Origin of the sequence: Streptomyces cathayae, assembly GCF_029760955.1 — a bacterium.
Taxonomy (GTDB): domain Bacteria; phylum Actinomycetota; class Actinomycetes; order Streptomycetales; family Streptomycetaceae; genus Streptomyces; species Streptomyces cathayae.
The window spans coordinates 7,227,268-7,252,690 of the sequence record NZ_CP121682.1 but is presented as its reverse complement, the minus strand read 5'-3'; the positions used below and the strand labels follow the sequence as shown (position 1 = coordinate 7,252,690).

Here is a 25,423-nt window from a genome sequence, read left to right as displayed (position 1 = left end):
GCCGGAACCCGGCAACATCCGTGGTGCGGACCTTCGATCGGTGAAGCCATGGGGATCGATGAAGCCATGGGGGTCAGCCTGACTTCGACTTCGTCAAAACGCCTCGCACCCCGCGCGAGTCCGGGCAACGTCCCCCGTCTGCACCGCTGCGGTCGGTCATGACCCGGTGAGGATCGCGACGATCGCCGCGCCCACGCCACTGGCCACGCCCACCACCGCCGCGGCCACGCAGCGCACCCGCAGCTGTCGGTAGCGGTCTTCGTACTCGCCCCGGAGCTCGGCCGCACGGTCGCAGATCCGGGTGAGTGAGGCGCGGGAGGCCGCGATCCGCTCGGCGGTGTAGAGGTGCTCCACGTCCTCGCGCTGTGCGGATGTCAGCCACGGCAGTTGCTCGGTGAATCGGCCGGCCTGCCGCCGGGCGTCCTCGACCTCGGCCGCCCACAGCAGGTACCCCTCGAGTTGGTTGAGGCCTCGAGCACTGTCCTGGATGGGGTTCACATGCTCCTCCACACTGGGCTGTGAGATCACTCCCGCACGTCCCCGGGAGGCTGGATGGCGGAGGTCTCCGGACGGTTGACCTCCCGGTCGTACGCGGCGACCGCCGGGTGGTGCAGGTCGAAGGCCGGGGATTCGGAGCGGATCCGGGGCAGGGTGAGGAAGTTGTGCCGCGGCGGCGGGCACGAGGTGGCCCACTCCAGGGAGCGGCCGTAGCCCCACGGGTCGTCGACCTCGATCTTCTCGCCGTACTTGGCCGTCTTCCAGATGTTGTAGAAGAACGGCAACATGGACATGCCGAGCAGGAACGAGGCGATCGTGGAGACCGTGTTCAGCGCGGTGAAGCCGTCGGCCGCCAGGTAGTCCACGTAGCGGCGCGGCATGCCCTCGGCGCCCAGCCAGTGCTGGACCAGGAAGGTGCCGTGGAAGCCGGCGAACAGCGTCCAGAAGGTGATCTTGCCGAGCCGTTCGTCGAGCATCTTGCCGGTGAACTTCGGCCACCAGAAGTGGAAGCCGGCGAACATCGCGAAGACGACGGTGCCGAACACCACGTAGTGGAAGTGCGCCACCACGAAGTACGAGTCGGTGACGTGGAAGTCCAGCGGCGGCGAGGCCAGGATGACACCGGTCAGACCGCCGAACAGGAACGTGACCAGGAAGCCGACGGACCAGAGCATCGGCGTCTCGAAGCTCAGCGACCCCTTCCACATGGTGCCGGTCCAGTTGAAGAACTTCACCCCGGTGGGAATGGCGATCAGGAAACTCATGAAGGAGAAGAACGGCAGCAGCACCGCACCGGTGGCGAACATGTGGTGCGCCCACACCGTCACCGACAGACCCGCGATGGCGATGGTCGCGCCGACCAGACCCAGATAGCCGAAGATCGGCTTGCGGGAGAAGACCGGGATGATCTCACTCACGATGCCGAAGAACGGCAGCGCGATGATGTACACCTCGGGGTGGCCGAAGAACCAGAACAGGTGCTGCCACAGCACCGCCCCGCCGTTGGCCGCCTCGAAGACCATTCCGCCGAACTTCCGGTCGTACTCGAGTGTCAGGAGCGCGGCGGCCAGCACCGGGAAGGCGAGCAGGACCAGGAGGGCGGTCAGCAGCACGTTCCAGGTGAAGATCGGCATGCGGAACATCGTCATGCCCGGGGCGCGCATGCAGATGATCGTGGTGATGAAGTTGACCGAGCCCAGGATGGTGCCGAAGCCCTGGAAGCTCAGGCCCATGATCCACAGGTCGGAGCCGAGGCCCGGCGAGCGGATCGCGTTCGACAGCGGGCTGTAGCCGGTCCAGCCGAAGCTGGCGGGTCCGTCCGGAGTGAGGAAACCGCTGACCGCGATCAGCGAGCCGAACAGGAAGAGCCAGTAGGCCAGCATGTTCAGCCGCGGGAACGCCACATCGGGCGCGCCGATCTGCAGCGGCATGATCCAGTTCGCGAAGCCGATGAACAGCGGCGTCGCGAACATCAGCAGCATGAGCGTGCCGTGCATCGTGAACGCCTGGTTGTACTGCTCGTTCGACACGATCTGCAGACCGGGCCGGGCGAGCTCCGCGCGGATGACCAGTGCCAGGATGCCACCGAGAATAAAGAATACGAATGATGTCGTGAGATAGAGCGTGCCGATGGTCTTGTGATCAGTCGTGGTCAGCCATGAGACGACGACTTTTCCGGGGCGCCTCCGCCGGACCGGCAGTTCGTCCTCGTAAGTGTCCGAATCGAGTGAGTCCGACGTACTGTGCACCGCCACTGTTCCGCTCCTTGCTCATGGGCTCAGAATCCCTCCGGCAGGATTCCGCAATCGCGGCCATAGTTGTAAGACCCGTGCTCGGCCCGGCGCGTCGCGGGATGTGCCGGCCGGCCGGCGGTCCACACACCGGTCGGGACGACTCTCCAGGGATCCGGGACGGACCGCCAGGTGACGGGGCCGTTCGGCGCAGTGGTCTTCACTGCCGCGGGTGGCCGACCTCCACCGGGTCGAACGTGACGCGGGTACGGGCTCCGCCGTCGGCCCACCCGGCCTCGACCGCCGCCCCGTCCACCCGGATCTCCTGGACCGCCTCCGACAAGGGCCCGGGGTCCGGCACGGCGGTCAGGCTCGCCAGGCTGACGTGGACGGTCGTGCCGCCGGCCCGACCGGTCAGCCGTGGTACCCGCGCCCAGCGGGTGAAGGCCGTGCCCCGGGGAGCGCGGACCAGGACCGGGGCGGGATCGTCCCAGCCGTACAGGCCGTGCAGGAAGGAGACCAGCGGCTCGTCGGGGCCGGTGGCCCAGCCGGTGTGGGTGACACGGGAGTCCGCCGGTGCCCCCACCACCCGGTGCACCCGCAGCTCGTGGTGGCCGTGGGCCACCGTGACGCTCTCCACCCGCAGGCCCGGCACCATCGGCGGACCGTCGGCGAACACCGGCCGGTGCCAGGAGGCCGCCCAGCCCCACCCCTCGCCGTGCCCGGTGCCCAGCGGGTGGACGCGGCGGCGGACACCGGGACGGCCGCCGACCACCACGGACAGGTGGTTGTCGGCGATGTTCCCGGTCGCGGTCGGGCCGGTGCGGGTCGAGTAGGCCTGGCGCCCGTAGTGCGGGTCGTCCTCGGCCGCCGACTCCGCCTGGTGCGGGCGCACATGGTGGCTGCCGTGATTGTGCAGCCGGACGACTCCGTCGGCCCGGGTCGCCTGGACGAGCAGTCCGGGCGCGGGCAGGGCGAGCACGCGGTCGCGCTCCTCCACCGGCGCGGGCTCCTCACGGTCCCTCCAGAAGGCGTGGCCGGCGGGGGCGAGCAGCGCGACGAACGCCTTCGACGCCCAGTAGGGGGACGCCGGACCCGAGTAGGTCTGCAGTACGGCGTCGTGCGGGCCGTGCCAGCCGAGGCTCAGCAGTCCGTCGCCGGTCAGCGCGCCCCGGTCCAGGAAGTGGCGCAGACTGCCGGCGGCGACACGGCGCGAAGCCCCCGGCGTCAGCGGGCTGTGGCCGGTCAGCGCGCCCAGCGCGACGGCGGAGACGGCGGCGAAACGGTAGGTCAGCGACCGTCCGTAGTGCATCGGCGCTCCGTCCGCGCCGAACATGAGGGCGAAGCCATCCAGATGGGAACGCAGCCGGGAACCGTAGTGGGCCAGGGCGTCCGCGTCGCCGGAGAGACGGGCGTCGAGGACCGGGTAGAGGTGCAGGGCCCAGCCGTTGTAGTGGTCGAAGGCCCGCAGGTCCCCGTCGGTGTACCAGCCGTCGCCCTGGTACCAGCTCTCGAGGAGCTCCACGGCGCGCTGCCGGGCGGCGGCCGTCTCGTCGTCGCCCCGGCCGACGGACTCCAGGAACCCGGCGACGGTGTACGGGAAGAGGTACCAGTTGTTCGGCGCGGGGGTGTGCCGCAGCGCGCCCCGCAGCCATTGCTCTGCGCGGTCCTGCACCCCGGGGTCGAGGTTCTTCCACAGCCAGGGGGCGGTCAGGCGCAGGCCGAGGGCGATCGACGCCGACTCGACCATGGGCTGGCCCTGCACCGTGAAGTCGAGGATCAGCGGCCAGGACTCGGTGTCCTCGCGGCCCGGGGTACGGGTGCCGGCGGCGAGTCCGCTCGCGTAGCGCTCCAGCAGGCCGTGGGGGTCGTCCCCGTCGGCGCCGGCCACCCGGAAGGCGGCGGCGAGGAACGTCCTCGCGTACCCCTCGAGGCCGTCGGAGCGCACGCCCGAGCGGGAGGGGCGCCCCGGCAGGTCCAGCAGGGCGTGGCCGGGGGTGCTCCAGCGCCAGGCCGCGGTGAGGAGCCCGTCCGCGGCGGCCTCCCAGTGGGCGCGGGTATAGCCGGTGTGCGGGCTCAGGTCGCGGTCCTCCGGGGGCAGTTCGAAGGGGATGCTCATGCGAGGAAGGTCATCCTTTCGCGGCATACCGGGTGGAGGAAGCCGTCGCCGGCGGCCCGGCGCACGATCTCCACGAGTGCGAGATCGGCCAGGCGGCGCGGCTCGTTGCCCTGGGAACCGGCGAGGTGGGGGGTGAGCAGGACATGCTCGCAGTGCCACAAGGGGTGGTCGGGCGGCAGGACTTCGGGGTCGGTGGCGTCGAGCACGGCACGGATGCGGCCGGCCGGTGCAGCGCGAAGGCGCGGCGAGGGGCCGGGAGGCGGGGCCGGCGGATGCCCGGTCATGGCGCCTCCTGCGGCTCCTGCGTGTCGGGGACACAACCGTTCGGGACACGGGAATCGTCGACGCCCGACCGACAAACGGTCAAGAGAGCGGTCCGGGGAGGCAAAACGGTCACACGTTCATCGGGGCCGCCCGCACTCCGGGCGCCCGCTCCGCCGAAGGCCGTTCGGCGCCCGCCGCAGGGGGTGCCGAACGGCCGTCATGACGATCGCTCGGTCACCGCGGTCGGTCCGTCGCGGTCACCTCGACGGAGAGGTCGTTGTCGACGGTGTAGTAGGGGCGCAGGACGGCTCCGCCGGCCGCGGACCGCGGGTACGCGCACACCGCCTTGCGGTCGGCCATGTCGTCGAGGAGCCGGCTGATCCGGACCAGCGGGGCGTCGGCGGCGGGCCTCAGGAAGGCGTCCCAGACCTGGTTGCCGGCCGCTGCGGCCGCCAGTTCCGCGAAGGGCACGGAGAAGTCGAACGCGTCGCCCTCGGCCCGCGGCCGGTAGCCGCGCACGGTGGTCCTGTCGCCCCGTAGCCGGAGCAGCACCTCGGCCCCGTCGGTGAGTTCGGCGCCGTACAGGCGGGCCCGGACCGTCATCGCACCGTCGGTGAGGTCGAGCCGGCCGGCCTCCGCGTGGGCGGTACGCAGCCAGGTCCGGACCGTGAGGAAGCCGGCCTTCGTGGCATAGGGCACCCGGACCGCCACCGGGGACGGTCCCACCCGGAACGTTCCGTCGACGAGCGCGCGCAGGTCCCGCAGGCCGGGGCGCAGCCGTTCCCGTCCGGCCTCCGGCTCCCTCAGCAGGTACGCGTCCCAGCGGCCCTCCGGGAGTTCCGGTCGCGGTGCGAGTACCGCCCGGACCTCTCCGTCGTCACCGTGGGGTTCGAGGTCGAGGAGGTGCGCCGGCTGCTCCGGCCGGTTCTTCTTCGGCCGTGGCACCAACTCCAGTCGGGGGCGGCCGGACGACCGGAGCCGGAGACGGAAGGTGATCCGGCCGTCGGTGTCGACGGTGCAGTGGGCGCGCGGGCCGTCCGTGGCCTGCTGGGTGCTCATGGGCGTCCCTTCCGGAGGGTGCGCAGCGCGTCGGACGCGGCGGCACGGGCGAGGTCGGCGGCGGCGTGGCCCCGGCCGGTCAGGGCACGGTGTGTGCGGCCGGTCTCCGGGGCGAGGCGCTGTCCGGCGCTTCGGGCCGCCACGGCGTCCCGGACCAGGCGTTCCGCCTGCGCCACCACGGGGCCGGGTGCGTAACGGCGGGCGTTGTCGAGGGCCGCCCTGCCCATGCGGCGGCGCAGTTCGTCGTCGCGGACGAGGTCCAGCAGGGCCGCGCCGAGGGCGGTGGCGTCCCCGACCGGCACCAGTCTGCCGTCGACTCCGTCCTTGATGATCTCACCGGGCCCGTAGGGGCAGTCGGTGCTGACGACGGGCAGTCCGCACCGCATCGCCTCGACGATCGTCATGCCGAACGGCTCGAAGTTCGACGCGGCCACGCCGATCGAACCCTTGACCCACTCCGCCTCCATGGGGGTCGCCGCGCCCATGAGGAAAACGTTGTTCCACAGGCCGAGCGACTCGATCAGGCGCCGCAGCCCGGCCTGTTCCTCGCCCTTTCCGTAGATGCGCAGCTGCCAGTCCGGGTACTCGGCCGCGACCCGGGCGAACGCCTCGATGATCAGGTCGTACCGCTTCACGGGGACCAGCCGGCCGGCCGCGATCACCAGCTTGGCGGTGCCGTCCGCGGGGGGCAGTTCAGGGTCGGGAACGCTGTTCGGGAGGGCCTCCACCCGTACCCCGGGCAGCCGCATCTTGCGCCGGTAGGCGTCGGCGTCCGCCTCCGTGACGGTGGTGAGCACGTCGAGCCGCCGGTAGGCGCGGCGCAGGGCGGTGCGCAGTCTCGGCGGGTGGTTGTCGAGGGTGAGGTGTTCCTGACCGACGCGTACGACCTGCTGCGGGGCCTGGAGCGCGAGGTGCACATTGAGTCCCGGCCGGGTCCCGACGATCACGTCGGCGTCGATGTCCTCCAGGCACTCGGCGATCCGCTGGTCGGTCAACTCGCTGTACTGGTGGTAGCGGTACTCGGCCGAGGGGAACACCTTCGCCGGTCTGCGGTGCCGGGGATCGTCCCGTTCCCGCCTGAGATCCACCAGGGCCCGCAGCCTCACTCCGGGGTGCGGGGTGAGGTGGGGGTGCTCCCGGTGCCGTAACACGGAGACTATTTCCACGTCGTGACGCCCGGTCAGTGCCGCCGCGAGGTTGAACGTGGTGGTGATCGTGCCTCCGATCCCGTAGGCGTTGTGGATCAGGAAAGAGATCTTCATGGCGGACTAGACAGCCTGAAGTGCTCAGAAGTTGTCTGCTGTTATTACTTTGTTGGTGTCGGTTTCACCTCGTCACCGCTGCCGGGGAGGGCCGTCCGAAGGACCCGTGGCGCCCGGTGGGGCGATCCGCAGGCCGGGGCGGCGCCGGTGCACGGTCAGATAGGTCAGCCCCTCGTCGTCGGCGGCGAGGCTCCGCGTGGAGCCGTGCGGCAGCCAGATCAGGGTGCCCGCGCGCAGGGGCTGCGTGCCGTCGGGCGCGGTCAGCGAGCCCTCACCCGCCAGGACCAGCAGGAGGACGTCGAGGTCGGGCTCGCGGTGGGTGTCGACCCGCCGGCCGGGCGGGATGCGTACGACATTGGCGTCGAGCTGCCGTCCCGGCTCCGCGAGCCGCCACAGGGCGCCGGCCGGCGCGTCCTCGAGCGCCGCCAGCGCCGCGGTGTCGCACAGCGTCCGCGGCAGCGGGAGGTCGCCGTCGTGTTCGGTGGCGTCGTCGCCGTCTGCCGTCATCGGGTGTCACCGTCCTGTCCTCGGGGGCCTCTCAAATAGGAACCTAACATGCATATTTGACGCGGCAGGGGCAGTGCGGCGAGCCGGTTCTCGCGCAGTGCCTCCAGGGCCCGGTGTGCCGGGTTGCTCGAGCGGATGTGTTCGCCCGCCCGGAGGAGGGGCCGTGCGAAAGCGTCGGCCGTCGGGTACCTGGTCCTCGGATTTCGCACTGTGCAATGATCCTGCCGGGGTCCTGGTGCGAGTCGGCTGTGGTGTCGTCGGCGGGCTCCCGCACCGGAGAGGAACGAACGGACGTGACCGCGCAGCGACCGGAGAACGGCGAGACGCCGAAGGGCGGGGACGGCACTCCGTCCCCGCCGGACGAGGTCTGGCAGCGGTTCCTCACGGACAACGAGCGGGCCATCCGCGCCTCCGCCCCCGTCGAACCCTCCGCGTCGCAGCGGGCGGCGGGGTGGCGGCCGCAGCCGGCGCGCGCCGCCCGCCGCGGCACCGAGGGACAGGGGGACGACACCACGGCCTTCGTCGGTGACCTGTGGTACCCGGAGGACCCGTGGGAGGGGCCGTCGTGGCGGAATCTGGACGGCAGGGCCAGAGTGCGCCGGGTCGGCCGGGTGATCGGCACGGCCGCCGCGATCGCGGTGGCCGTGGGCGCCTGGTCCCTGCTGTCCACCGGGGCCGGCACAGCGCGCCAGGAGCCCGGCGAAACCGTGCTGCAGCAGTCGGAGGACATCCCCGCGGAGCTGCCCACGGCGACGTCGCCGCCGGCCGGACTCGCCTCTCCCGCCCCGACCGCGTCGGAGCTCCGGACGGGCTGACGCGTGGCCGGCCCCTCGTGCCGAGGGACCGGCCGCGCGGGACCGCTCAGCCGCCCAGTGCCGACAGGACCACCGCCTTGGCCTCCTCCTGCACCCGGCGGAGGTGGTCGGGGCCCTGGAAGGACTCGGCGTAGATCTTGTACACGTCCTCGGTGCCCGAAGGGCGGGCCGCGAACCAGGCGCTGTCCGTGGTCACCTTGATGCCGCCGATGGACGCGCCGTTGCCGGGGGCTTCGGTGAGCACCGCGGTGACCGTCTCCCCGGCGAGGGTGTCGGCGGTGACCTGTGCCGGGGAGAGCTTCGCCAGGCGGGCCTTCTCCTCCCTGGTCGCCGGGGCGTCGATCCGCTCGTAGGCGGGCTCGCCGAAGCGCGCGGTGAGAGCGGCGTAGTGCTCGGAGGGGGTCTTTCCGGTGACCGCCGTGATCTCGGAGGCGAGCAGCGCGAGGAGGATGCCGTCCTTGTCGGTGGTCCACACCGAACCGTCGCGGCGCAGGAAGGAGGCGCCGGCGGACTCCTCCCCGCCGAAACCGAGGGTGCCGTCCGCCAGCCCGTCGACGAACCACTTGAAGCCGACGGGCACCTCGACCAGTTCGCGCTTCAGGTCGGCGGCGACGCGGTCGATCATCGCGGACGACACCAGCGTCTTGCCCACACCCGCCCCGGACGGCCACTGCTCACGGTGTGCGTAGAGGTAGTGGATGGCGGTGGCGAGGTAGTGGTTGGGGTTCATCAGACCGGAGTCCGGGGTGACGATGCCGTGCCGGTCGGCGTCCGCGTCGTTGCCGGTGGCGATGTCGAAGCGGTCCCGCTGCGCGATGAGGGAGGCCATGGCGTACGGCGAGGAGCAGTCCATGCGGATCCTGCCGTCCCAGTCCAGGGTCATGAACCGCCAGGTGGGATCGGTGAGCGGGTTGACCACGGTGAGGTCCAGGCCGTGCTGTTCGGCGATGCGGCCCCAGTAGGCGACGGACGCCCCGCCCAGCGGGTCGGCGCCGATCCGGACGCCGGCCGCCCGGATCGCGTCCAGGTCGAGCGCGCTGGGCAGATCGGCGACGTACGTCCCCAGGAAGTCGTGGCGGCCGGTGCCGGGGGCGGCCAGGGCACGGGCGTGGGGGATGCGCCGGACGTCCTTCAGGCCGCCGCGGATCAGGGTGTTCGCCAGGTCCTGGATCCAGGTGGTCGCCTCGGAGCCGGCGGGGCCGCCGCTGGGCGGGTTGTACTTGAAACCGCCGTCGGCCGGCGGGTTGTGGGACGGGGTGACGACGACGCCGTCGGCGAGGCCCGCGGTGCGGCCCCGGTTGTGGGTGAGGATCGCGTGCGAGACCGCGGGGGTGGGCGTGTATCCGTCGGCGCTGTCGATGAGCACGGTGACGCCGTTGGCCGCGAACACCTCCAGGGCGGTGACCCTGGCCGGCTCGGAGAGCGCGTGGGTGTCGGCGCCCAGGAAGAGCGGGCCGTCGGTGCCCTGCCCCGCGCGGTACTCGCAGATGGCCTGGCTGGTCGCGGCGATGTGGTCCTCGTTGAACGCGCCCGCCAGGGACGAGCCGCGGTGCCCGGACGTCCCGAACGCGACGCGCTGCCCGGCCTCCTCCGGGTCCGGATGCACGGCGTAGTACGCCGTGACCAGCCGAGCGACGTCGACGAGATCCTCGGGGCCGGCCGGGCCGCCCGCTCTCTCGTGCTGCATGTGCCCACTCCTTGGCAGGGGTTGTTTGTGCGCTTGCGGACACATCCTTCCCCTTCGGGGCCGCACCGCGCGAGTGGAACCGCCCGCCCCGGCACCGCTCCGGGTCAGACGCGTCCGCCGGTCATCCGGGTGAAAGGCCCCTGGGTGTGGCGTTCCGCACGGCGGCCCACCGCGTAGGACGCGGCGCTCAGTACGGTCAGGCCGGCGCCGACACCGGCGGCGACGAGCTTGCGGTTCGACAGGACCGTCCAGGCGGTCACCGCGGTGGCGGCGACCTGACCCGAGGTGGCGACGACCGCCTTGCGGCCCGCCTCGACTCCCCTGGCCGCGCTCTGCACGGCGCCGTTCGCCGCTTCGGCCGCGCGCTCCGCGCCCGACCTGGCCGCTGACGCCGCGTCACCGGCCTTGCCGGCGGTGTCGGAGGCCGCCCGCCCGGCGGGGGCGGTCGCCTTCTCCGTGGCGTTCCGGGCCTTGGACGCGGCGGTCCGGGTGGAAGTGGTCTTCTGATTCGGGCTCTTGTTCTGTTCACTCATGGAAACCGACTTGCCGCTGAGTCCCGCGGCAAACCCGCCCGATCGCGCGGACCGGTCCGCGCGGGCGAGGCCGCGATGCGTTCCAGGACACCGCCCGCGAACACGTCGTAGAGCGGCAGTGTCTCCAGACGGACGTAGCCGATGTGGCAGTCGCAGCTGGTGAGGGGGCAGGTCCGGGGGCCCAGTGCCTGCCGGTGGGTGCCGTCGTAGAGGTTGCCGAGCTCGGCGCGCAGCCGCCGGGCGGGTTCCAGGTGCTCGGGCAGGCCGACGATGCCGACGCTGAACCGGACGCCGAGGCGGGCCGGTTCGTGGCACTTGGCGGCGATCCGGCGGATGTGCGGCCGGTGGGAGAGTTTCGTCAGGGCGCGCCGGCACCAGGAGCGGACCAGGCCCTCTCCCCAGGGGGTGAACCGCTCCAGGGCGGCGCGGTCGGCACGCAGTTGCTCCCGGCTGTCGCGGCGCTTGGCGAAGGGGCAGTACGGCAGTCGTAGTCGCACGAGGCGAGCGGGCCCCGGCAGAGCGCGGTCAGGTCCATGGGCGGGGTCTCACTTCCGTTCGCAGGCGGCCATGGCGGCCCGTACGGCCGGGGAGAACGGCTCCGGGCCGATGGCGTCGGAGTGGGCCGGCCCTTCCGGGGTCAGGCGCAGCACCGGGGTGTGGGAATCGCCGTCCGTCAGCCGGCCGCGGTCGGCGGGCCGGGACAGTTCGGTGCCGAAGTCGTCCTGGGGCGTGGTGCCGAACCGGGCCCGGTAGTCGGCGGTGGGCAGGCCGTCCGCCTGGAGCAGTGACTGGACGAGGCGGCGTCGGCGGACCTCGTCGGCGTCGATGCGCCTGCCGTACTCGGCGCGGGCCAGGTCGGCGGCCGGGCGGGAGACGTAGTCGCGGCGTGCGTCGGCGGGTGTCGCCGTCCTCCCGGGTCGCGCCGGGCAGGTGGGACCAGTTGGACCGGTGCAGGGCGGCCACGTCGACGAAGGGGAACAGACGCTGTTCGTCGGGCAGTTCCCGTACGGCTTCTTCCGGGCGGGCCACCTGGGCGCGGTGGTGTGCGAGCGTCCGGTCGCCCTGCACCGTGACGAGGCGGACCGGCTGGACCACGGCGACGGCCCGGCGCCGGAGTTCCCCGACGGCTTCGCCCTGTGCTCCTGGCGCGGCATGCCGGTGCCGCGTGCCGTCCTGGAGGAACCGCGCGCCCTCACGCCGGAGCGGATCCGGGCCGAGGAGAACGCCGAACTGCGCCGGGTGATGCTCGAGTGCTACGGCTACGACCGCTGTCTGGCCGACTCCGGGGCCGAGCCCGTGCACCGGGACGGGACGGGCGTGCTCTGGCGTGTCGAACTCGTCGGCGACGAGGCGGTCGTGATGGCGGAGGTCGTCAACTCCACTCCGGAGTCCGACGGTACCCGCCGCACGTACTGTCTCCGGGCGCCCGCAGGGCTGATCCCGTCCTTCGGGGGGTAGGCGAGGGGAACAGGAACGCCGAGGACGGCAAGGGCGCAGGCCCGTGGAAAGGAGCCCTCATGGCCGGCATCGTGGAGCGCATCAGGCGGTTCGCCAGGAGCCCTCAGGGGCAGCGCGCGACCGAGCAGGTACGACGTGCCGCGGCCGACCCCCGGCGCCGCGCACAGGCACAGCGCCTGCTGGGCAAGCTCCGCGGCCGTCGCCACTGACCGTGTCCCCCGCCCGTCGGCACGCGCCCGCGGCGGCGCCCGGCCGGCGGGAGCAGGGGCGGCGGTGGAGGGCCGGGCGGGGCCCGTGCGTGCCGGGCCGGCCGGTCCGGCATACGATCGGCCGACCCCGATCCCGCAAGGAGTTCCGCCCGGTGACCGCCGTCCTCCCACCGCCCCGCACCCCCGTCGGGCTGCTGCGCCCACGCTGCCTGACCCGTGTCGAGGACGGCGAGCGGCTGCACGCCCTGCTGTGGGTTCCGGGGCCGGGCCTGCGGATGATCAGCAGCGCGGTACTGGGCGGAGGCATCGGCGAGCGTGCCTGGGTCCTCAACGCCCAGGTCTCCCACGGCTATCGGCGTACCGACCCCGACCGGCACCTCGCCGTCCTCGCCTCCGGGGCGGGCGCCCGCGGTCCGGGGGTGGGGCTGATGACGGCCGCGGATGTCTCGGCGTACGCCCACGCGCACGACGGCGGCGCGGAGGCGGTCGTCACGTCGGGCATCGAGGTACGCGGCTGGGCCGCCGCTCCGGCGGCGGATACGGCGGATACCCCGGACACCGCGGGCACAGACGGCTCCGTCGCTCCGGGCACGATCAACATCGTCGTCGCCGTGCCGGTGCCGCTCAGCGACGCCGCCCTGGTCAACGCGGTGGCCACGGCCACCGAGGCGAAGGTGCAGGCCCTTCTGGAGGCGGGTCACGACTGCTCCGGGACCCCCACCGACGCGGTGTGTGTCGCCGCCCGCGTCCCCCGCCCCGGCGAGCAGCCGCAGGCCTTCGCCGGGCCCCGCTCCCTGTGGGGCGCCCGGTTGGCGCGGGCCGTGCACCGCGCCGTGCGGGAGGCCACGCCCGCGTCCTGAGGCCAGCGTCACGGCCGCTCCGGGAGTCACCCGTTCTTCCGGGAGGCCGTCCGGTCGGCCTCCCCGCCGGCGCCCAGCAGACCCGTGTGCCGCATCGGGTCCTCGGCCTCCAGGCGGGCCAGCTCGCGGCGGGCGACCCGCAGCACCACCGGCGGCAGCGCGGCACGTGCCGCCTGCGCCAGGCGCAGCCAGCGGGGCACGTACACGGCCGTACTGCGCTGCTCCACCGCCGCCGCCAGCCGGGCGGCGACCCGGTCCACCGGGTACACGCGCCGGGCGGGCGGCGGCATCCGGGCGCGCAGTTCCCGCAGCACGGGGTACCGGTCGGCATCGCGGATCATGTCGGTGTCGGTCCAGTTCAGGTATCCGATGCCCACGGCCACGCCGTGGTGCGCCACTTCGGCCCGCAGCGCGTGGGCGAAGGCCTCCACCCCGGACTTGGAGGCGCAGTAGGCGCTCATCATGGGGGCGGCGCCGATCGAGGCGAGCGAGGCGACCTGGTGGTAGTAGCCCCGGGTCGCCAGCAGGTCGGGCAGGAAGGCGCGGGCGGTCGCCGCACTTCCCGTCAGGTTGACGTCGATGACCCGGCGCCAGTCGGCGGGGTCCGAGGTGGCGAACGGGCCGCCTTCCGCGACACCCGCGTTCGCCACGACGGCGGAGGGTGTGCCGAGGCGCGTCCGCACCAGTGCGGCGGCGTCGCCGAGGGCTGCCTCGTCGGTGATGTCGACCTCGCAGACCAGTGTCGCCGTGGGCAGGCCGGCCGCCACCGCCGTCAGCGCCGCCTTCTCGTGGCCGAGCAGGGCGAGCCGGGCCCCCCGCCGGGACAGGTCGCGGGCCAGGGCCGCTCCGACGCCCCGCGCGGCGCCGGTCACCACGACGGTACGGCCGTGGAGCGGGTTGGCTTTCATGGCCCTTCCTTCCGGGACTCCCGGGCGCGGTCCGTGCGGTTGTGCTCCTCCGCCCGTGCCCCGGGCCCCGGGGTGGTACCGGGACGGGCGGTGTGGTCGGGGTGACCGGCGGTACGGCGGGCTTCCTTCATCTCCGCCTCGTAGAGGTGGTCGTGTCCCTCGGCGAGTTCCTCGACGGCAGCGCGTTCGAATTCTCTGAACGGCTCGTAGTACGTGTGGTCGTAGGCCTCGACGATCTGGAACGTCCAGTGGCCGGGAATCACGTTCCGGCCCAGGATCTGTGTGCGCACCGTCTCGGCCCATTCCGGGTGCCCGGCCTCGCGGAGGAGTTCGACCGCCCGGTCCAGCTCGAGGTCGGCGGTGCCGGTGAGCTGGTGGAAGCTGTAGAGGTGGCCCCGGGCGCGCTCGGTGGTCTCCAGTGCCTTCGACAGTGACCCCAGGGCTTCCACGGTGGTGTGGCTGACGCCTTCGGGGCGCTGGTGCGCGCGGTCGGGACCGTTGTCGTGGCTGGTCATCGTCTGGCCTCCGCCTGTGGTCGTCGGTATGCCGGTCATCCGCCGTCGGCTCGGGCGCCCGGACCGGGTTGCCTGCGGCCGGTGCGGTCCCGGCGGGCCAGCAGGCGCTGCACCCGTGCCGGGCCCGGCGTCAGGTGCCGGCGCAGGGCCACGCGGGCGGCGTTGGCGCCCGGTGCGCCGTGGACGCCGCCGCCCGGATGTGCTCCCGCGGACGCCAGATACAGCCCCTTCACGGGGGTCTCCGGGCGTCCGGCGCCGGGGATCGGTCGGAAGAAGAGCTGCTGGTGCATGGCCGCGGTGCCGCCGTTGATGGCGCCGCCGTGCAGATTCCGGTCGAGGGACTGGAGCGTCGGCGGAGCGAGCACGCGCCGGGCCCGGATCCGGGAGCGGAACCCGGGTGCGAACCGTTCGACCTGGCGCTCGACGCGGTCGGCCATGACCTCCTGCTCCCCGGCGCCCCAGGTACCGGTGAGTCCCTCGTCGCCCGCGTCGCCGGCGGCGGCGTGGGGCACATGGGTGTAGGCCCACGCGGACTCGGTGCCCCGGGGGGAGCGGGTGGGGTCGGAGGTCGTCATCTGCCCGAACAGGCAGAAGGGGCGGTCGGGGACCTGGCCCATGGCGAGCTGGGCCGCGAACCGGGTCAGTTCGTCGACGCCGTCCGAGAGGTGGACGGTGCCGGCGCCCGCGGCCTGCTCGGCCCGCCAGGGCACCGGGCCGTCGAGTGCCCAGTCCACCTTGAAGGTGGCGAAGTCCCACTGGAAGCACCGCAGATCGGACATCAGCTGGGCGGGAAGGTGCACGGCGTCGACGAGTTCGCCGTACAGGGCCGGTACGGACACGTCCGCGAGAACGGCCCGCCCGGCGCCGATCGTCTCGCCGTCCGCGGTGCGCACCCCCACCGCCCGGCCCTCGCGCACGACGATGCGGTCGACCCGCCGGCCGCAGTGCAGCAGGCCACCGCGTGCGGCCAGCCGGCGGGACAGTGCCTCGGTGAGGGCACCGGAGCCGCCGGACGGCACGGGGAAGCCGTAGGTCTGTCCGAGCATCGACATCAGCCAGCCGAAGCCCCCGCTGCCCGCGGCCTCCGGTGCCAGGTCGGCGTGGAGCGCGTTGCCCGCCAGCAGCAGTCCGCCGCCCTCGCCCCGGAACTCCTCCTCCCCCAGACGGCGGACGGGCAGTACCAGGGTGCGGGCCATCCGCAGGCCGCCCGCGCCGCGCAGCCGGACGGCGAGCCGGGCGGCGGAGCGGACCGGCGGGAACGGGGTGAACAGGGCGTTCAGGAGGTCGGGGCGAAGGTCCTGCCACACGTCGTGCAGCCGCCGCCAGGCGGCTCCGTCGCCCGGCGCGAAGACCTCCAGGGAGTCGGCGGTGACATCGATCCGGCGGTCGAGCACCGCACACCTGCCGTCGCTCAGCGGGTGGGCCAGGACGTGCGGGGCGTGGCTCCAGCGCAGCCCGTGGTCCTCCAGGCGGAGCCCGCCGAGCACCGGGGACGCGGCGGCGAGCGGATAGAAGGAACTGCAGAGGTCGCTGACGAAGTCCGGGTCGACGCCCCGGTCGTGCCGTACCGCGCCACCGGGCTCCGGCTGCTCCTCCAGCACGTCCACACTCCAGCCCGCGTCGGCCAGGAGGTTCGCCGCCACGAGTCCGTTGGGACCGGCCCCGATCACCACGGCGTCAGGCACGAGCGCCTCCCCCGCCGGGCTTCGGCGACACGACCTGACCGAGGGGGCGGCGGCGTTCCTCCTCGGCTGCCTCGGCCTCGCAGAGCTTCGCCAGCCGGGCGAGCATGGCGCGGTGGCGTACCTGGATCAGGGCTTCCACGGCCGCGTTGTGCAGGCGGCCGCCGACTCCGCGCAGTGGATGCTCGTCCACGAGCACCAGGCACTGGTCTCCCCACGGCCGCAGCTCGATGGCGATGCGCGCCGTGCCGAGGGGGCCCGCGTTGGCCTCGAGTTCCAGGGCCTCACCCTGCTCACAGCGTCGGACGACCGTCTCGTTGGACAGGCGAAGGGGCCCCAGCCGCACCTCGTAGCGGATCGCCGCGCCGAGCCGGGGCCAGTGGCCCCGGACCGGCTCCGAATCCGAGGTTCCCACCACCCACTGTGCGTAGCGACGGCCGTCGGCGAGGACGGCCCAGACCGTCTGCGGACGCGTACTGATCAGACGATGACGAACCGCCATTGCGGCCTCCCGTGTCCGAACGGCACCGGCCAGCTCTGAGTGCCCCGGATCGGACGGGTCAACCGGCGACGTCCTGCCCCGGCCCGGGCGGACGGCCACGCCGTCCGCCCGGGCCGGCGGGCGGGGCCAGCGCCCAGCGGATGCCCGCGGTGACGGCGGTGCCGAACGGGCGGACGAGCACGCCTTCGGCGGGTGCCGCCCGGGGCAGCCACAGCGCGCGGGACGCCCAGTTCGGCAGCAGGGACACGGCGCCGGCGGCGAGGGCGCCGTAGGGCAGCCGGGCGAGGGCCGGTACGGGCGGGTTGAGCAGCAGGAAACGCGCCGCGCCGCGTGCCTCGGGGGTCGACCGCAGTTCCCCGCGGTAGTCCGCCAGCCGGTCGGCGAGTTCGGTTCGGCTCCTCGGCGGGTCGGGCACGCCGAGCGCGGTGGCGATGCGCGCCATGTCCGCCACGTAGCCGTCGCAGCCCTCGTCGTCCAGCGGGTGGGCGCCGTAGCGCTGGTGGGCGCGCAGGAACATGTCGGCCTCCGCGATGTGCACCCAGCACAGCAGGTGGGGATCGGCGGCGTGGTACTCGTGGCCGTCGGCGGTCGTGCCGCGTACCGTCTCGTGCACGGCCCGTACCCGGTCGACGGCCTGCTGGGCGCCGTCGGCCGGGCCGTAGGTGGTCATGGCGAGGAAGGTGCTGGTCCGCTGCAGGCGGCCCCACGGGTCCCCGCGGAACCCGGAGTGCCCGGCGACGGCGGCCATGGCCAGCGGATGGAGCGACTGGAGCAGCAGGGCCGACAGTCCGCCGATGAACATCGAGGCATCCCCGTGCACCTGTCTGACGGGCCGTTCGGGACCGAACCAGCGCGGGCCGGGCGTGCCGTGGATACGGGCACGGTTGTCCCGGCCGTCCGGTCCCGCCACCCGGGAGAAGATCGCGTCACCGATCCGGCCGCGCACCGCCCGGCCGCCGTCCGAAAGGAGTCCCATGGCTCACTCCCGCCTCCTCGCGCCCGTGCCGGCCAGCCGGCACGGGCCGCGTGTTCAGGGAACGTCGCCCTTCCAGTCGAACACACGCCCGCCCCTGCCGCGGGGCACGTACAGGGCGCGGCCGCCCGCGCCGTAGCGGCCTATCTCGGTGGGCAGCCCGACGCCGCCTCTCAGGTCCCTCTCGGAACGGTCCGTGATGTCCAGCAGGAGACCGTCCAGCGGCCCTCCCGCCAGCTCCGCGTACAACCGCCCGTCGCGCGGCCCCGGATCGTCGTGGTCCGCTCCGTAGACCCTGCCGCGCATGAACTCCAGCTCGTCCATACCGGCAGGGTGGCATCCACCACTGACAGTCGCGTTCAGCTCGCGTCCGTCCAGCTGTGGGCGACGTCGATCACGAGACGGTCCGGGAGCTGCAGCACCCTGAACGGCAACCGGGTACGCACCCCGAGCCCGATCTGGGTGTCGCCCTCGAAGCCGGCTGCGAACCGCGCGTCCCTGAAGGTGCGGTACCCGGTCAGGTCCACTCCCGGCAGAGGTTGTCCGGCGCGCGCGGGGTAGGTGGGCCGGCCGGTCCCGGGGTCGTACGGCGGAGCGGCCACCCGCACTTCCAGGACGGCGCCGCCGGCGACGGGGACCGGCCGGCCGGAGCCGTCCTGGTACAGCCGGTCGACGTACCGGACCGTGTACCCGATGCCGCTGCCGCCCGCTCCCGGCAGGTCGACGACCATCCGGTCGTAGCAGGTGTGGTGTCCGGTCCTGACGTCCCGGACCGGTGTCGTCGTGGCCGTGGGGGCGGTTTTGGCCAGGCTGCCCCAGCCGGTGGGGCACGCCGCGGACCGGGGCGTCACGGCCTGGACGGAGACGGTCCGGGGGGAGGCGGTGGGTGTGGCGGCGGCGGGGGCCGCCGCCGTTCCCAGCGTGCCGCCCACGAGTGCCAGAGTCACACACATTGTTCTTCTTTTCATTTTTTACGCCCCCAAGGGTCGCCTTCTGCTGGTATCAGGTGAGACGGCCTGGTTGAGCCGAAGGTTGCACCGGGAGGACGCCCTCTCCCTGTTCCGTGGGCCGCAGGAGGAGTGCGGTGATGTCGTCGGCGGACTGGCCGGTGCGCTCCGTGGTGCGCAGAAGGTGGTCGACGAGCCGGTGCAGGTCCAGGTCGGCGCCCGCCGCCAGACGTTCGGCGAGCCGCTCGGTGGCGTGGGTGGCGTCGGTGCCGGGGGCCTCCACCAGGCCGTCGGTGTAGAGGGCGAGGACGGAGCCCGGGGGAAAGCCGACGGTGGTGACCGGATAGTGGCCGCCGGTGCCGACACCGAGCAGCGGTCCGGGTTCGAGGTGCACCACGTCGGCCCGTCCGGGGGCCCGGCGCAGCAGCGGCGGGACGTGTCCGGCGTTGGTGAGGGTCACTTCGTGGCGTGCCAGGTCGATATGGGCGTAGAGGCAGGAGACGAGCAGTTCGGAGTCCAGGTCCGCGAGCAGCCGGTTGGTCCGGAGGAGGACCTTGTCCGGTGCCGCGCCGGCCGTGGTGTGCGCGTGGACGGCGAGACGGACCTGGCCCATGAGGGCCGCCGCGGTGACACCGTGGCCCTCCACGTCCCCGATGACGGCGGCCACGGTGGTGTCGTCGAGGGGCAGCACGTCGTAGAAGTCGCCGCCGACGTCGAGGCCGGGCCCGGCGGGCAGGTAGCGGACGGCGACGTCGAGGCCGGGCACGGTGGGCAGGGCGCGTGGCAGCAGGGTCCGCTGCAGGGCGGCGACGAGGTGGCGCTGGGTGTCGTAGAGGCGGGCGCGGTCGAGGGCCTGGGCTATCAGGCCGGCCAGGGAGGTCAGGACGGCCCGTTCGTCGGCGGTGAAGGTGTGCGGCCGGTCGTAGGACAGGACGCAGCAGCCCACCGGTCGTCCCGAGATGGTCAGCGGGAGGAAGGCCCAGGCCGTCTTGTCGCTGAGGTGGACGGTGCTGGGATACCCGGCGGCGATCTCGTCCTGGCTGCCGAAGAAGGCGGCCGTGCCGGCGGCCAGGACATCGCCCGCGGGGGTGAGTTCCGTGTCCAGGTCCAGGGCGTCGAGCCGTTCCACGACGCCGCCGGGGTAGCCGTGGTGGCCGACGATCCGCAGCCGGCCTGCCTCGGCCGAGGTGAGCATCAGGCCCTGGGCTCCGAAGGCGGGCAGTATCTGGTGGGTGATCAGGTCCACGAGGTCCTGCACGGTCACCGTCTCGGTGAGCGCGGCGGCCAGATGGACCAGTTGGTGCAGGCGTCCCATGGGGGCCGGCTCGGGGCGCGGCAGGTCCGCGGGCGTCGGCAGGACCGCGGTGTACTCCTTCCGGGGGGTGATACGGACGCTGATGCCGCTGCTGCCCGGGTGGAGTTCGAAGGTCAGCCACTGGTCCGGGGGGCGGCAGGCGGCATAGGTCACGGGTACCCGGCTGACCACCGCCGTGCGGTAGTGGTCCTCGTAGACCGGGTCGTCCAGCCAGGGCAGGGACTGCCAGGGCCTGGTGCCGAGGAGCTGTTCCGTGCGGCGGCCGAGCAGGCGGGCGGCGTCGGTGGTGAGGAAGGTGATCCGGCCCTCCAGATCGAGGGACACCGCTCCCTCGGGCAGCCGCTCCAGATAGTCGCAGGCGGCCAGCCCGGTCTGCGCCGGGCCGGCCACGGCGCCCGGGGTGACGATCCGCGGCCGGTCGTGGAGGGTGGGCGGCCGGGAGCTGTCCTCCAGGAGCCGTGCGAGGTGACGCGCGCTGGTCGTGATGTTGTGCCGTTCACGGGCCGTGACGTGCTGCGGGTGGTCGGCGGGCCACATCAGGCCGATGGCGCCCCAGCAACGGCGGGCCCCGGTCAGGGGCATCGCGGCCATCGCGAACGGGTACGGCAGGACCGCGGCGATCCGGGGGTATCTGCGCACCATCTCGTCCTGACCGCCGAGCCAGACCAGCCGGTCCTCCCGGACGGCGTCGGTGACGGGCGTCGGTGAGATGGGGGACAGCCGTTGCCATGGGGTGCTGAAATCCTCCGGGATCCCGCTCAGCCATCCCAGGCGCAGTACCCCGTCCGCCGCGTCCAGCAGGTAGAGGGCGCCGGCCGAGGCTCCGGTGCGCCGCACCGTGGCGGCCAGGCCCGCACCCAGGGCGTCGTCCAGCGAGGCGGCGCCCAGGAACGACTCGCTCATCCCGGACATCACGGCCTCCGCTCCGGTGGCAGGAAGGCTGCCCGCCCGTCAGAGAAGGTGCGCGGGTGCCCGCTGTTCCCTCAGGGACGTACACGTTCCACACCTCGGACAGTACGCCCGACCCGCTCCGCGGGCATGTCCTCGCGGCCCGCCCCGCCCGGGTCCGACGCGTGACCGCGCCCGGGCACCGGGCCCGTCGCCGGCCATGGTCACCCGCGCGGTCCGAGAGCCGGGGTGATCCCCTCCCCGTGTGATGGGGACGAGGCCAGGACCGGCTCGGCCTCGGCACGGGACGGGGCGGAGAGCCGGGGCGGAGGAGAACACGCCCTGGTAGATCACCGCGCGGGTCATCACCTGCGCCGCGCTGATCGTGGTGAGCGTGTTCGCGGCGTTCGTCATCAGCGAGAACATCGTGGTCAGGATGCTGGGGTCCGGGCCTCGCCGGCAGCGTCCTCGTCGACGCCACCGTGGTGCGCCGGCGCCTTCCCCAAGGCCCGGACAGCCGGGCGTGCGACACGACGGCGGCAGGCCCCGCGGGGCCTGCCGCCGTCGTGCGTACCCGCGCCTCGCCGCGCGGGCCGTCCGGGTCAGGTGCGGCGCACGCGGCGCAGCAGCACGAAGCCGGCGATGACCAGGACCGCGCCCGCGGCCGCCGGCCAGAGCTGGGCACCCGTCTCGGCCAGACCGCCGCTCACGGTCTGCGGCTCGGTGGCGTCGGCCGCCGCGGTCTGCCGGCCGCCGTCGTCGGTCGCCGTGCCGACGCCCGGCGTCTCCTGGCCGGCGCCGTCGCCCTGCTGACCGCCCTGGGGCGCGGCCGAGGCCCGGACCTCGGGCTGCTTGTCGCCGGGCGGGGTGGTGGCGTCGTCACCCGCGGGCTCCTCGGTGGCCGGGGCGTCGGCCGGGGGCTCCGAGGGGTTCTCCTGACCGCCGTCACCGGCACCGGGCTTGTCTCCCTTGCCACCCTTGTCGCCCTTACCGCCCTTGTCGCCCGGCTGGGCGGCGCCGTCACCGGGCTGCTCGGCGCCGTTGCCGCCGTTGCCGCCCCCACCGGGAGCCTCGGTGGGCTCCTCCGTCGGGCCCCCACCCGGCTGCTCACCGCCGTCGCCGGCGCCGACACCGCAGGTGCGGCCGCTGTTGATGCAGTCGACCATCTCCTGCATCAGGTCCTCGTCGAAGACGTTGATGAAGTCGCCGTGGTCGGTGCCCGGCTTGTGCAGCTGCTCCGGGAAGGAGTCCACGGCGAACAGCGGGGTCGTCGCGCCGCCGTCGTTCAGGCTCGGCGCGTCGACGTCGTAGACGATGCGCTGGACCAGCTGCGGCACGGGCGCGAAGCCGGACGGGCAGTTGCCCTGGGCGTCCATGAACGCCATGTGCGTACGGTGGTTGGCGCTGTCGGTGTTGCGGCCGTCCCAGCAGCTCTGGAAGTCGAAGGTGCGCACCACGTCACTGCCCTGCGGGCACAGCGGGTACTTGTCCTCGAGCTGCCGGTCCTCGAAACCGGTGCAGCTCCAGGACGCGTTGGCGTTGGCGGGGCCGTTGACGAACGACTTGGCGTCACCGGTGATGATGCGCAGCAGCCGCGGCATGGCCGTGACCTCGCCCTGCGGGTTGCCCACGAACGTCAGCGTGACCTCCTTGGGGGTCACGATCTCACCGGCGTTGCCCTCGATGCCGCCGCCGGGGGAGTTGGCGTCCTGCTCCTCGGTGCCGTTCTGCAGCCGCAGCACGGGCCAGTAGTACGACGACTTGTCGCCCTGGTCCTCACAGCTGGTGTCGGCCGCCGCCAGCTGGTCGTCGCTGGAGAAGGCGTTGGTGGCCTGGTTGCCGATGTAGTCGTGGAAGTGGTGCGCGCCGTTGGCGACACCGGGAGCCGCGATCACGTTGTCCGAGTTGAACAGACCGTTCTCGTTGACACCGCAGCTGCTGACGAAGGTGCCCTTCGAGGCGTCCGCCGCCGGGTCGGGCTTGACCACGTTGGGCTGGACGCTCTCGATGTCCACGAAGTCCGCGGCGACGGGCCCGTTGCCCGCCTGTCCGCCGTTTCCGCCGCCCTGGTCCTGGCCGTCGGCGCCGCCTGCGCCCTGGTCGCCCTCCTGGCCGTTCCCGTCCTGGCCGTCTTCCGGCTGGGCGGACGCGTTTCCGGAGTCGCGGACGGAGCAGTCGGCGAGTCCACCGAGGCCCTCGGGGCGGTCGCCCTCCTTCTCCATGGCGGCCGTGATGCGTTCGAGGGTCGCGGAGCGTTCCTCCTCGAGCGGGTCGATGACCTTGTCGTCGGCGACGCCGGGGTCCTGCTGGATGGCCTGCGCGGACTCCCCCAGGCGCTGGTAGGCCTGGGCGATCTGCTCGTCCAGCGCGGCCAGTTCCTTGTCGACGTCCGGCCGCGCCTTCTCGGGGACCGTGGTCAGCTCGGTCGCCACGTCGGGGCAGTCGATGGTGGTGCCGCCGAGGACGCGCGCCTGACCGGCCCCGCCCACGGAGTCGTCCTCCGTCGCGGAAGCGTAGACATTGGCCGCCATCAACCCCCCTCCGCCCAGGATCAGCGCGACCGCGGCGAAGGTCGCGCGCTGTGGACCTCGTGGGCGTCTGCGTGTGTTGCGTGCCAAGGCGGTACTCCTACGCTTCTGTCGCGGGGGGTGGGCATGGGATTCCCACGCCCCATACGTAGGCGCGTCGCGGTGTGTTCAAGCGCCTCACGGTTTCTTCGGGAATTCTCAGGAACCTCCCGGGAACCGCAGGGCGCCCGGGCGCCTCCACGGTCCCGCCCGACTCGGCCTGCGCGGCAGGGAGTTCAGATGCCGGACAGCCGAAGTGACCGCTGGCCGACGGAGGTTCACGTCCGTCGGCTGCCGGCGCACGGGACCCTCAGAGCCGGTCGTGGTCCCGCGTCGAGCGCCCGAGGCAGGTGACGGAATCGTCGAGGAGCACCTCGATCTCGTGGAAGCCCATCCGGTCGTAGAAGGCCCTGGCGGAGCTGTTGGCCTTCGCCATCACGAGGTGGACCGAGGGCACCCCGCGGACGTGCAGCGCCTCGAGGAACGTCCGCATCAGCTCCCGGCCGTACCCGCACCCCTGCCACCGGGGCAGCAGGTCGATGTGCAGGTGGGCGGGGTAGGCCGCCAGTTCGGGGACGGACATCCGCTCGGGGTGGTGCAGGAGCCAGGCCATCTCCTCGTCCGGGCTCCCGGGCAGCCCGTCCGGCTCGGGGTGCCGGTCGGCGACCAGCGGCAGCCACGCGGCACGGAAGTCCCGCGCGAAGCGGGGCGTGTCGGCGGTGCCGAGGACGTAACCGACCGCGCGCCCCTTCCCGTCGTCCAGGACGAAGGCGAGTTCGGGCTCCAGGTGGACGTAGGGAGCGGCGAAGACCGCCGGGAGGATGCCGGGGTCACGGTAGTGGAGGCGGGCGTCCTGACCGTTGTGCGCGGTGCGGACACAGATGTCGTCGAGGGCCGGCCGGTCCTCGCGGCGGTACGGACGAATCACGGGAGAGGAGATCATGCCCGGCATCCTGCACGCTTTGGGAGCGCTCCCACAACCTTGTCCCGTTCCCGTGGCCGCTCGTGCGCGGAGTGATTTCCCGTTCCGTGGTTACTCGAAGGCCATGAAACCGAATGTCCCGGGACGCCGCAGGCGGTCCGACGGCGACGCCCCGGACCCGGAGCGCTCAGGCCCGGATCCGGGGGAGCAAGGACCGAGCGACCAGGTGGAGCAGTCGGCACCGGACGCGCCGACCGAGCTCCCGAAAGGGGCCTGGGGCGCCGCGCTGAAGGGGGCGCTGCGCGAGTTCAAGGACGACGAGCTGACCGACCGGGCCGCCGCTCTCACGTACTACGGCGTGCTGGCACTGTTCCCGGCACTGCTGGTGCTGGTGTCGCTGCTGGGCATCACGGGACGCTCGACGGTGGACAAGGTGATGGAGAACGTCCGGCAACTCGCCCCCGGGGCGGCCCGCGACATCATCACCCGGGCCGTCGACCAGCTCCAGGGCAACGCGGGTACCGGATCGGTCGTGGCGATCGTCGGTCTCGTGCTCGCCCTGTGGTCGGCGTCGGGCTATGTGGCGGCGTTCATCCGCTCGGCCAACGCGGTCTACGACATACCCGAGGGACGTCCGGTGTGGAAGGTGCTGCCGGTGCGGCTCGGTTTGACGGTGGTGCTGATGGTGCTGGCCGTGGTCAGTGCGCTCATCGTCGTCTTCACCGGTGGTCTGGCCCGTCAGGTCGGCGGCACCCTCGGTATCGGGGACGCCGCGCTGACGGTGTGGTCGATCGCCAAGTGGCCGGTGCTGGTCGTCCTGGTGACGATCATGATCGCGCTGCTGTACTGGGCCGCTCCGAACGCCAAGGTCAGGGGGTTCAGGTGGATCACCCCCGGCAGCTTCCTGGCCCTGCTGATCTGGCTGGCCGCCTCCGGCGGCTTCGCGTTCTACGTCGCCAATTTCGCCTCGTACAACAAGACGTACGGCACGATGGCCGGTGTCATCGTCTTCCTGGTCTGGCTGTGGATCACCAATCTGGCCATTCTGCTGGGTCTGGAGTTCGACGCGGAGATCGCCCGGCAGCGGGCCATCGCCGGTGGTCATCCGCCCGAGGCCGAGCCGTACACCCGGCCCCGGGACACCCGTGCCTGGGACGAGCAGGAGCGGCGCCGGGTGGACGGAGGGGGCTGATCCCGCCACCG

The 25,423-nt window shown here is 73.0% G+C and carries 22 protein-coding genes and 6 pseudogenes; 6 read left to right on the top strand and 22 right to left on the bottom strand.

Going from position 1 to position 25,423, the window contains the following annotated elements; translation table 11 throughout:
* Nucleotides 1–156: 156 nt before the first annotated feature.
* The 7 genes and pseudogenes from PYS65_RS33300 to PYS65_RS33270 all read right to left on the bottom strand — a co-directional run bounded on the left by PYS65_RS33300 (nucleotide 157) and on the right by PYS65_RS33270 (nucleotide 7,439).
* Nucleotides 157–498: a hypothetical protein gene (locus tag PYS65_RS33300; RefSeq protein WP_279337686.1), complete on the bottom strand. Its 342-nt coding sequence runs from the start codon at nucleotides 496–498 to the stop codon at nucleotides 157–159.
* 26 nt (nucleotides 499–524) lie between these two features.
* On the bottom strand, nucleotides 525–2,246 hold the full coding sequence (ctaD, locus tag PYS65_RS33295; RefSeq protein WP_279337685.1) for an aa3-type cytochrome oxidase subunit I: 1,722 nt from the start codon (nucleotides 2,244–2,246) through the stop codon (nucleotides 525–527).
* A gap of 202 nt (nucleotides 2,247–2,448) precedes the next feature.
* Nucleotides 2,449–4,347, bottom strand: a complete 1,899-nt coding sequence (locus tag PYS65_RS33290) for a DUF2264 domain-containing protein (RefSeq protein ID WP_279337684.1) — start codon at nucleotides 4,345–4,347, stop codon at nucleotides 2,449–2,451.
* Nucleotides 4,344–4,580: pseudogene (locus PYS65_RS33285) on the bottom strand (NAD(P)-dependent oxidoreductase); the annotation flags it as partial. The pseudogene PYS65_RS33285 and the gene PYS65_RS33290, both read right to left, overlap by 4 nt.
* A 265-nt stretch (nucleotides 4,581–4,845) precedes the next feature.
* A complete protein-coding gene (locus tag PYS65_RS33280; RefSeq protein WP_279337683.1) occupies nucleotides 4,846–5,670 on the bottom strand; it encodes a transferase in 825 nt (274 codons plus the stop codon).
* The gene (locus PYS65_RS33275) at nucleotides 5,667–6,932 is read right to left on the bottom strand and encodes a glycosyltransferase family 4 protein (protein ID WP_279337682.1); all 1,266 of its coding nucleotides are present in this window, start codon (nucleotides 6,930–6,932) and stop codon (nucleotides 5,667–5,669) included. The genes PYS65_RS33280 and PYS65_RS33275 overlap by 4 nt, the downstream gene beginning before the upstream one ends.
* A gap of 72 nt (nucleotides 6,933–7,004) precedes the next feature.
* Nucleotides 7,005–7,439, bottom strand: coding sequence for a cupin domain-containing protein (locus tag PYS65_RS33270; RefSeq protein WP_279337681.1), 435 nt, complete (start codon nucleotides 7,437–7,439; stop codon nucleotides 7,005–7,007).
* 293 nt (nucleotides 7,440–7,732) lie between these two features.
* On the opposite strand from PYS65_RS33270, the gene PYS65_RS33265 reads away from it, so the two are divergent.
* Complete coding sequence (locus PYS65_RS33265; protein ID WP_279337680.1) at nucleotides 7,733–8,254, top strand: hypothetical protein; 522 nt, start codon at nucleotides 7,733–7,735, stop codon at nucleotides 8,252–8,254.
* Nucleotides 8,255–8,300: 46 nt separating this feature from the next.
* On the opposite strand, the gene pgm is transcribed toward PYS65_RS33265, so the two are convergent.
* The 5 genes and pseudogenes from pgm to PYS65_RS33240 form a co-directional block, all read right to left on the bottom strand.
* Entirely contained in the window at nucleotides 8,301–9,941 is a 1,641-nt protein-coding gene (gene pgm, locus PYS65_RS33260; RefSeq protein WP_279337679.1) for a phosphoglucomutase (alpha-D-glucose-1,6-bisphosphate-dependent), read from the bottom strand.
* A 104-nt stretch (nucleotides 9,942–10,045) separates the two neighbouring features.
* On the bottom strand, nucleotides 10,046–10,474 hold the full coding sequence (locus tag PYS65_RS33255) for a hypothetical protein (RefSeq protein ID WP_279337678.1): 429 nt from the start codon (nucleotides 10,472–10,474) through the stop codon (nucleotides 10,046–10,048).
* Nucleotides 10,471–11,009: pseudogene (locus PYS65_RS33250) on the bottom strand (hypothetical protein). The gene PYS65_RS33255 and the pseudogene PYS65_RS33250 overlap by 4 nt, the downstream one beginning before the upstream one ends.
* Nucleotides 11,010–11,019: 10 nt before the next feature.
* Nucleotides 11,020–11,355, bottom strand: a pseudogene (locus PYS65_RS33245) (STM4012 family radical SAM protein); the annotation flags it as partial.
* Between the two features lie 13 nt (nucleotides 11,356–11,368).
* Nucleotides 11,369–11,509: pseudogene (locus tag PYS65_RS33240) on the bottom strand (STM4013/SEN3800 family hydrolase); the annotation flags it as partial.
* On the opposite strand from PYS65_RS33240, the pseudogene PYS65_RS33235 reads away from it, so the two are divergent.
* The 3 genes and pseudogenes from PYS65_RS33235 to PYS65_RS33225 all read left to right on the top strand — a co-directional run.
* Nucleotides 11,510–11,902 (top strand): annotated as a pseudogene (locus tag PYS65_RS33235) (DUF6745 domain-containing protein); the annotation flags it as partial.
* A gap of 89 nt (nucleotides 11,903–11,991) precedes the next feature.
* The gene (locus tag PYS65_RS33230) at nucleotides 11,992–12,141 is read left to right on the top strand and encodes a hypothetical protein (RefSeq protein ID WP_279337677.1); all 150 of its coding nucleotides are present in this window, start codon (nucleotides 11,992–11,994) and stop codon (nucleotides 12,139–12,141) included.
* A 152-nt stretch (nucleotides 12,142–12,293) separates the two neighbouring features.
* Entirely contained in the window at nucleotides 12,294–13,001 is a 708-nt protein-coding gene (locus PYS65_RS33225; RefSeq protein ID WP_279337676.1) for an adenosylcobinamide amidohydrolase, read from the top strand.
* 26 nt (nucleotides 13,002–13,027) lie between these two features.
* On the opposite strand, the gene PYS65_RS33220 is transcribed toward PYS65_RS33225, so the two are convergent.
* Genes PYS65_RS33220 through PYS65_RS33185 form a run of 8 tightly spaced genes read right to left on the bottom strand, consistent with a single transcriptional unit; the run spans nucleotide 13,028 to nucleotide 20,755 of the window.
* Nucleotides 13,028–13,909 (bottom strand): SDR family oxidoreductase, encoded by an 882-nt coding sequence (locus PYS65_RS33220; RefSeq protein ID WP_279337675.1) that lies wholly within the window; start codon nucleotides 13,907–13,909, stop codon nucleotides 13,028–13,030.
* On the bottom strand, nucleotides 13,906–14,424 hold the full coding sequence (locus PYS65_RS33215; RefSeq protein ID WP_279337673.1) for a hypothetical protein: 519 nt from the start codon (nucleotides 14,422–14,424) through the stop codon (nucleotides 13,906–13,908). Before PYS65_RS33215 ends, PYS65_RS33220 begins: the two co-directional genes overlap by 4 nt.
* A 35-nt stretch (nucleotides 14,425–14,459) precedes the next feature.
* Nucleotides 14,460–16,109, bottom strand: coding sequence for a phytoene desaturase family protein (locus tag PYS65_RS33210; RefSeq protein WP_279337672.1), 1,650 nt, complete (start codon nucleotides 16,107–16,109; stop codon nucleotides 14,460–14,462).
* Nucleotides 16,102–16,608 (bottom strand): SRPBCC family protein, encoded by a 507-nt coding sequence (locus PYS65_RS33205; protein ID WP_279337671.1) that lies wholly within the window; start codon nucleotides 16,606–16,608, stop codon nucleotides 16,102–16,104. Before PYS65_RS33205 ends, PYS65_RS33210 begins: the two co-directional genes overlap by 8 nt.
* A 58-nt stretch (nucleotides 16,609–16,666) precedes the next feature.
* On the bottom strand, nucleotides 16,667–17,584 hold the full coding sequence (locus tag PYS65_RS33200) for an oxygenase MpaB family protein (protein ID WP_279337670.1): 918 nt from the start codon (nucleotides 17,582–17,584) through the stop codon (nucleotides 16,667–16,669).
* Nucleotides 17,585–17,638: 54 nt separating this feature from the next.
* Nucleotides 17,639–17,905 (bottom strand): hypothetical protein, encoded by a 267-nt coding sequence (locus tag PYS65_RS33195; protein ID WP_279337669.1) that lies wholly within the window; start codon nucleotides 17,903–17,905, stop codon nucleotides 17,639–17,641.
* A gap of 35 nt (nucleotides 17,906–17,940) precedes the next feature.
* Nucleotides 17,941–18,549 carry an AMIN-like domain-containing (lipo)protein gene (locus PYS65_RS33190; protein WP_423836142.1) on the bottom strand — a complete coding sequence of 203 codons (609 nt, stop codon included), beginning with the start codon at nucleotides 18,547–18,549 and terminating at the stop codon, nucleotides 17,941–17,943.
* Nucleotides 18,550–18,583: 34 nt separating this feature from the next.
* On the bottom strand, nucleotides 18,584–20,755 hold the full coding sequence (locus PYS65_RS33185; protein ID WP_279337667.1) for a SpoIIE family protein phosphatase: 2,172 nt from the start codon (nucleotides 20,753–20,755) through the stop codon (nucleotides 18,584–18,586).
* A 325-nt stretch (nucleotides 20,756–21,080) separates the two neighbouring features.
* On the opposite strand from PYS65_RS33185, the pseudogene PYS65_RS33180 reads away from it, so the two are divergent.
* Nucleotides 21,081–21,222, top strand: a pseudogene (locus PYS65_RS33180) (MMPL family transporter); the annotation flags it as partial.
* 111 nt (nucleotides 21,223–21,333) lie between these two features.
* Here PYS65_RS33180 and PYS65_RS33175 read toward each other — a convergent pair.
* On the bottom strand, nucleotides 21,334–23,262 hold the full coding sequence (locus tag PYS65_RS33175) for a DUF1996 domain-containing protein (RefSeq protein WP_279338155.1): 1,929 nt from the start codon (nucleotides 23,260–23,262) through the stop codon (nucleotides 21,334–21,336).
* Between the two features lie 346 nt (nucleotides 23,263–23,608).
* Nucleotides 23,609–24,241: a GNAT family N-acetyltransferase gene (locus PYS65_RS33170; protein ID WP_279337666.1), complete on the bottom strand. Its 633-nt coding sequence runs from the start codon at nucleotides 24,239–24,241 to the stop codon at nucleotides 23,609–23,611.
* Nucleotides 24,242–24,344: 103 nt separating this feature from the next.
* Between PYS65_RS33170 and PYS65_RS33165 the strand changes: the two genes are divergently transcribed.
* Nucleotides 24,345–25,412 carry a YihY/virulence factor BrkB family protein gene (locus tag PYS65_RS33165; RefSeq protein ID WP_279337665.1) on the top strand — a complete coding sequence of 356 codons (1,068 nt, stop codon included), beginning with the start codon at nucleotides 24,345–24,347 and terminating at the stop codon, nucleotides 25,410–25,412.
* Nucleotides 25,413–25,423: the final 11 nt, after the last annotated feature.

Coding starts and splice junctions, on each gene's coding strand:
- PYS65_RS33275 (WP_279337682.1), bottom strand. CDS start 6,932: ATGAAGATCTCTTTCCTGATCCACAACGCCTACGGGATCGGAGGCACG.
- PYS65_RS33165 (WP_279337665.1), top strand. CDS start 24,345: ATGAAACCGAATGTCCCGGGACGCCGCAGGCGGTCCGACGGCGACGCC.
- PYS65_RS33280 (WP_279337683.1), bottom strand. CDS start 5,670: ATGAGCACCCAGCAGGCCACGGACGGCCCGCGCGCCCACTGCACCGTC.
- PYS65_RS33185 (WP_279337667.1), bottom strand. CDS start 20,755: ATGTCCGGGATGAGCGAGTCGTTCCTGGGCGCCGCCTCGCTGGACGAC.
- PYS65_RS33200 (WP_279337670.1), bottom strand. CDS start 17,584: ATGGGACTCCTTTCGGACGGCGGCCGGGCGGTGCGCGGCCGGATCGGT.
- PYS65_RS33175 (WP_279338155.1), bottom strand. CDS start 23,262: ATGGCGGCCAATGTCTACGCTTCCGCGACGGAGGACGACTCCGTGGGC.
- PYS65_RS33290 (WP_279337684.1), bottom strand. CDS start 4,347: ATGAGCATCCCCTTCGAACTGCCCCCGGAGGACCGCGACCTGAGCCCG.
- PYS65_RS33215 (WP_279337673.1), bottom strand. CDS start 14,424: ATGACCAGCCACGACAACGGTCCCGACCGCGCGCACCAGCGCCCCGAA.
- PYS65_RS33170 (WP_279337666.1), bottom strand. CDS start 24,241: ATGATCTCCTCTCCCGTGATTCGTCCGTACCGCCGCGAGGACCGGCCG.
- PYS65_RS33205 (WP_279337671.1), bottom strand. CDS start 16,608: ATGGCGGTTCGTCATCGTCTGATCAGTACGCGTCCGCAGACGGTCTGG.
- pgm (WP_279337679.1), bottom strand. CDS start 9,941: ATGCAGCACGAGAGAGCGGGCGGCCCGGCCGGCCCCGAGGATCTCGTC.
- PYS65_RS33190 (WP_423836142.1), bottom strand. CDS start 18,549: ATGAAAAGAAGAACAATGTGTGTGACTCTGGCACTCGTGGGCGGCACG.
- PYS65_RS33270 (WP_279337681.1), bottom strand. CDS start 7,439: ATGACGGCAGACGGCGACGACGCCACCGAACACGACGGCGACCTCCCG.
- PYS65_RS33220 (WP_279337675.1), bottom strand. CDS start 13,909: ATGAAAGCCAACCCGCTCCACGGCCGTACCGTCGTGGTGACCGGCGCC.
- PYS65_RS33255 (WP_279337678.1), bottom strand. CDS start 10,474: ATGAGTGAACAGAACAAGAGCCCGAATCAGAAGACCACTTCCACCCGG.
- PYS65_RS33230 (WP_279337677.1), top strand. CDS start 11,992: ATGGCCGGCATCGTGGAGCGCATCAGGCGGTTCGCCAGGAGCCCTCAG.
- PYS65_RS33195 (WP_279337669.1), bottom strand. CDS start 17,905: ATGGACGAGCTGGAGTTCATGCGCGGCAGGGTCTACGGAGCGGACCAC.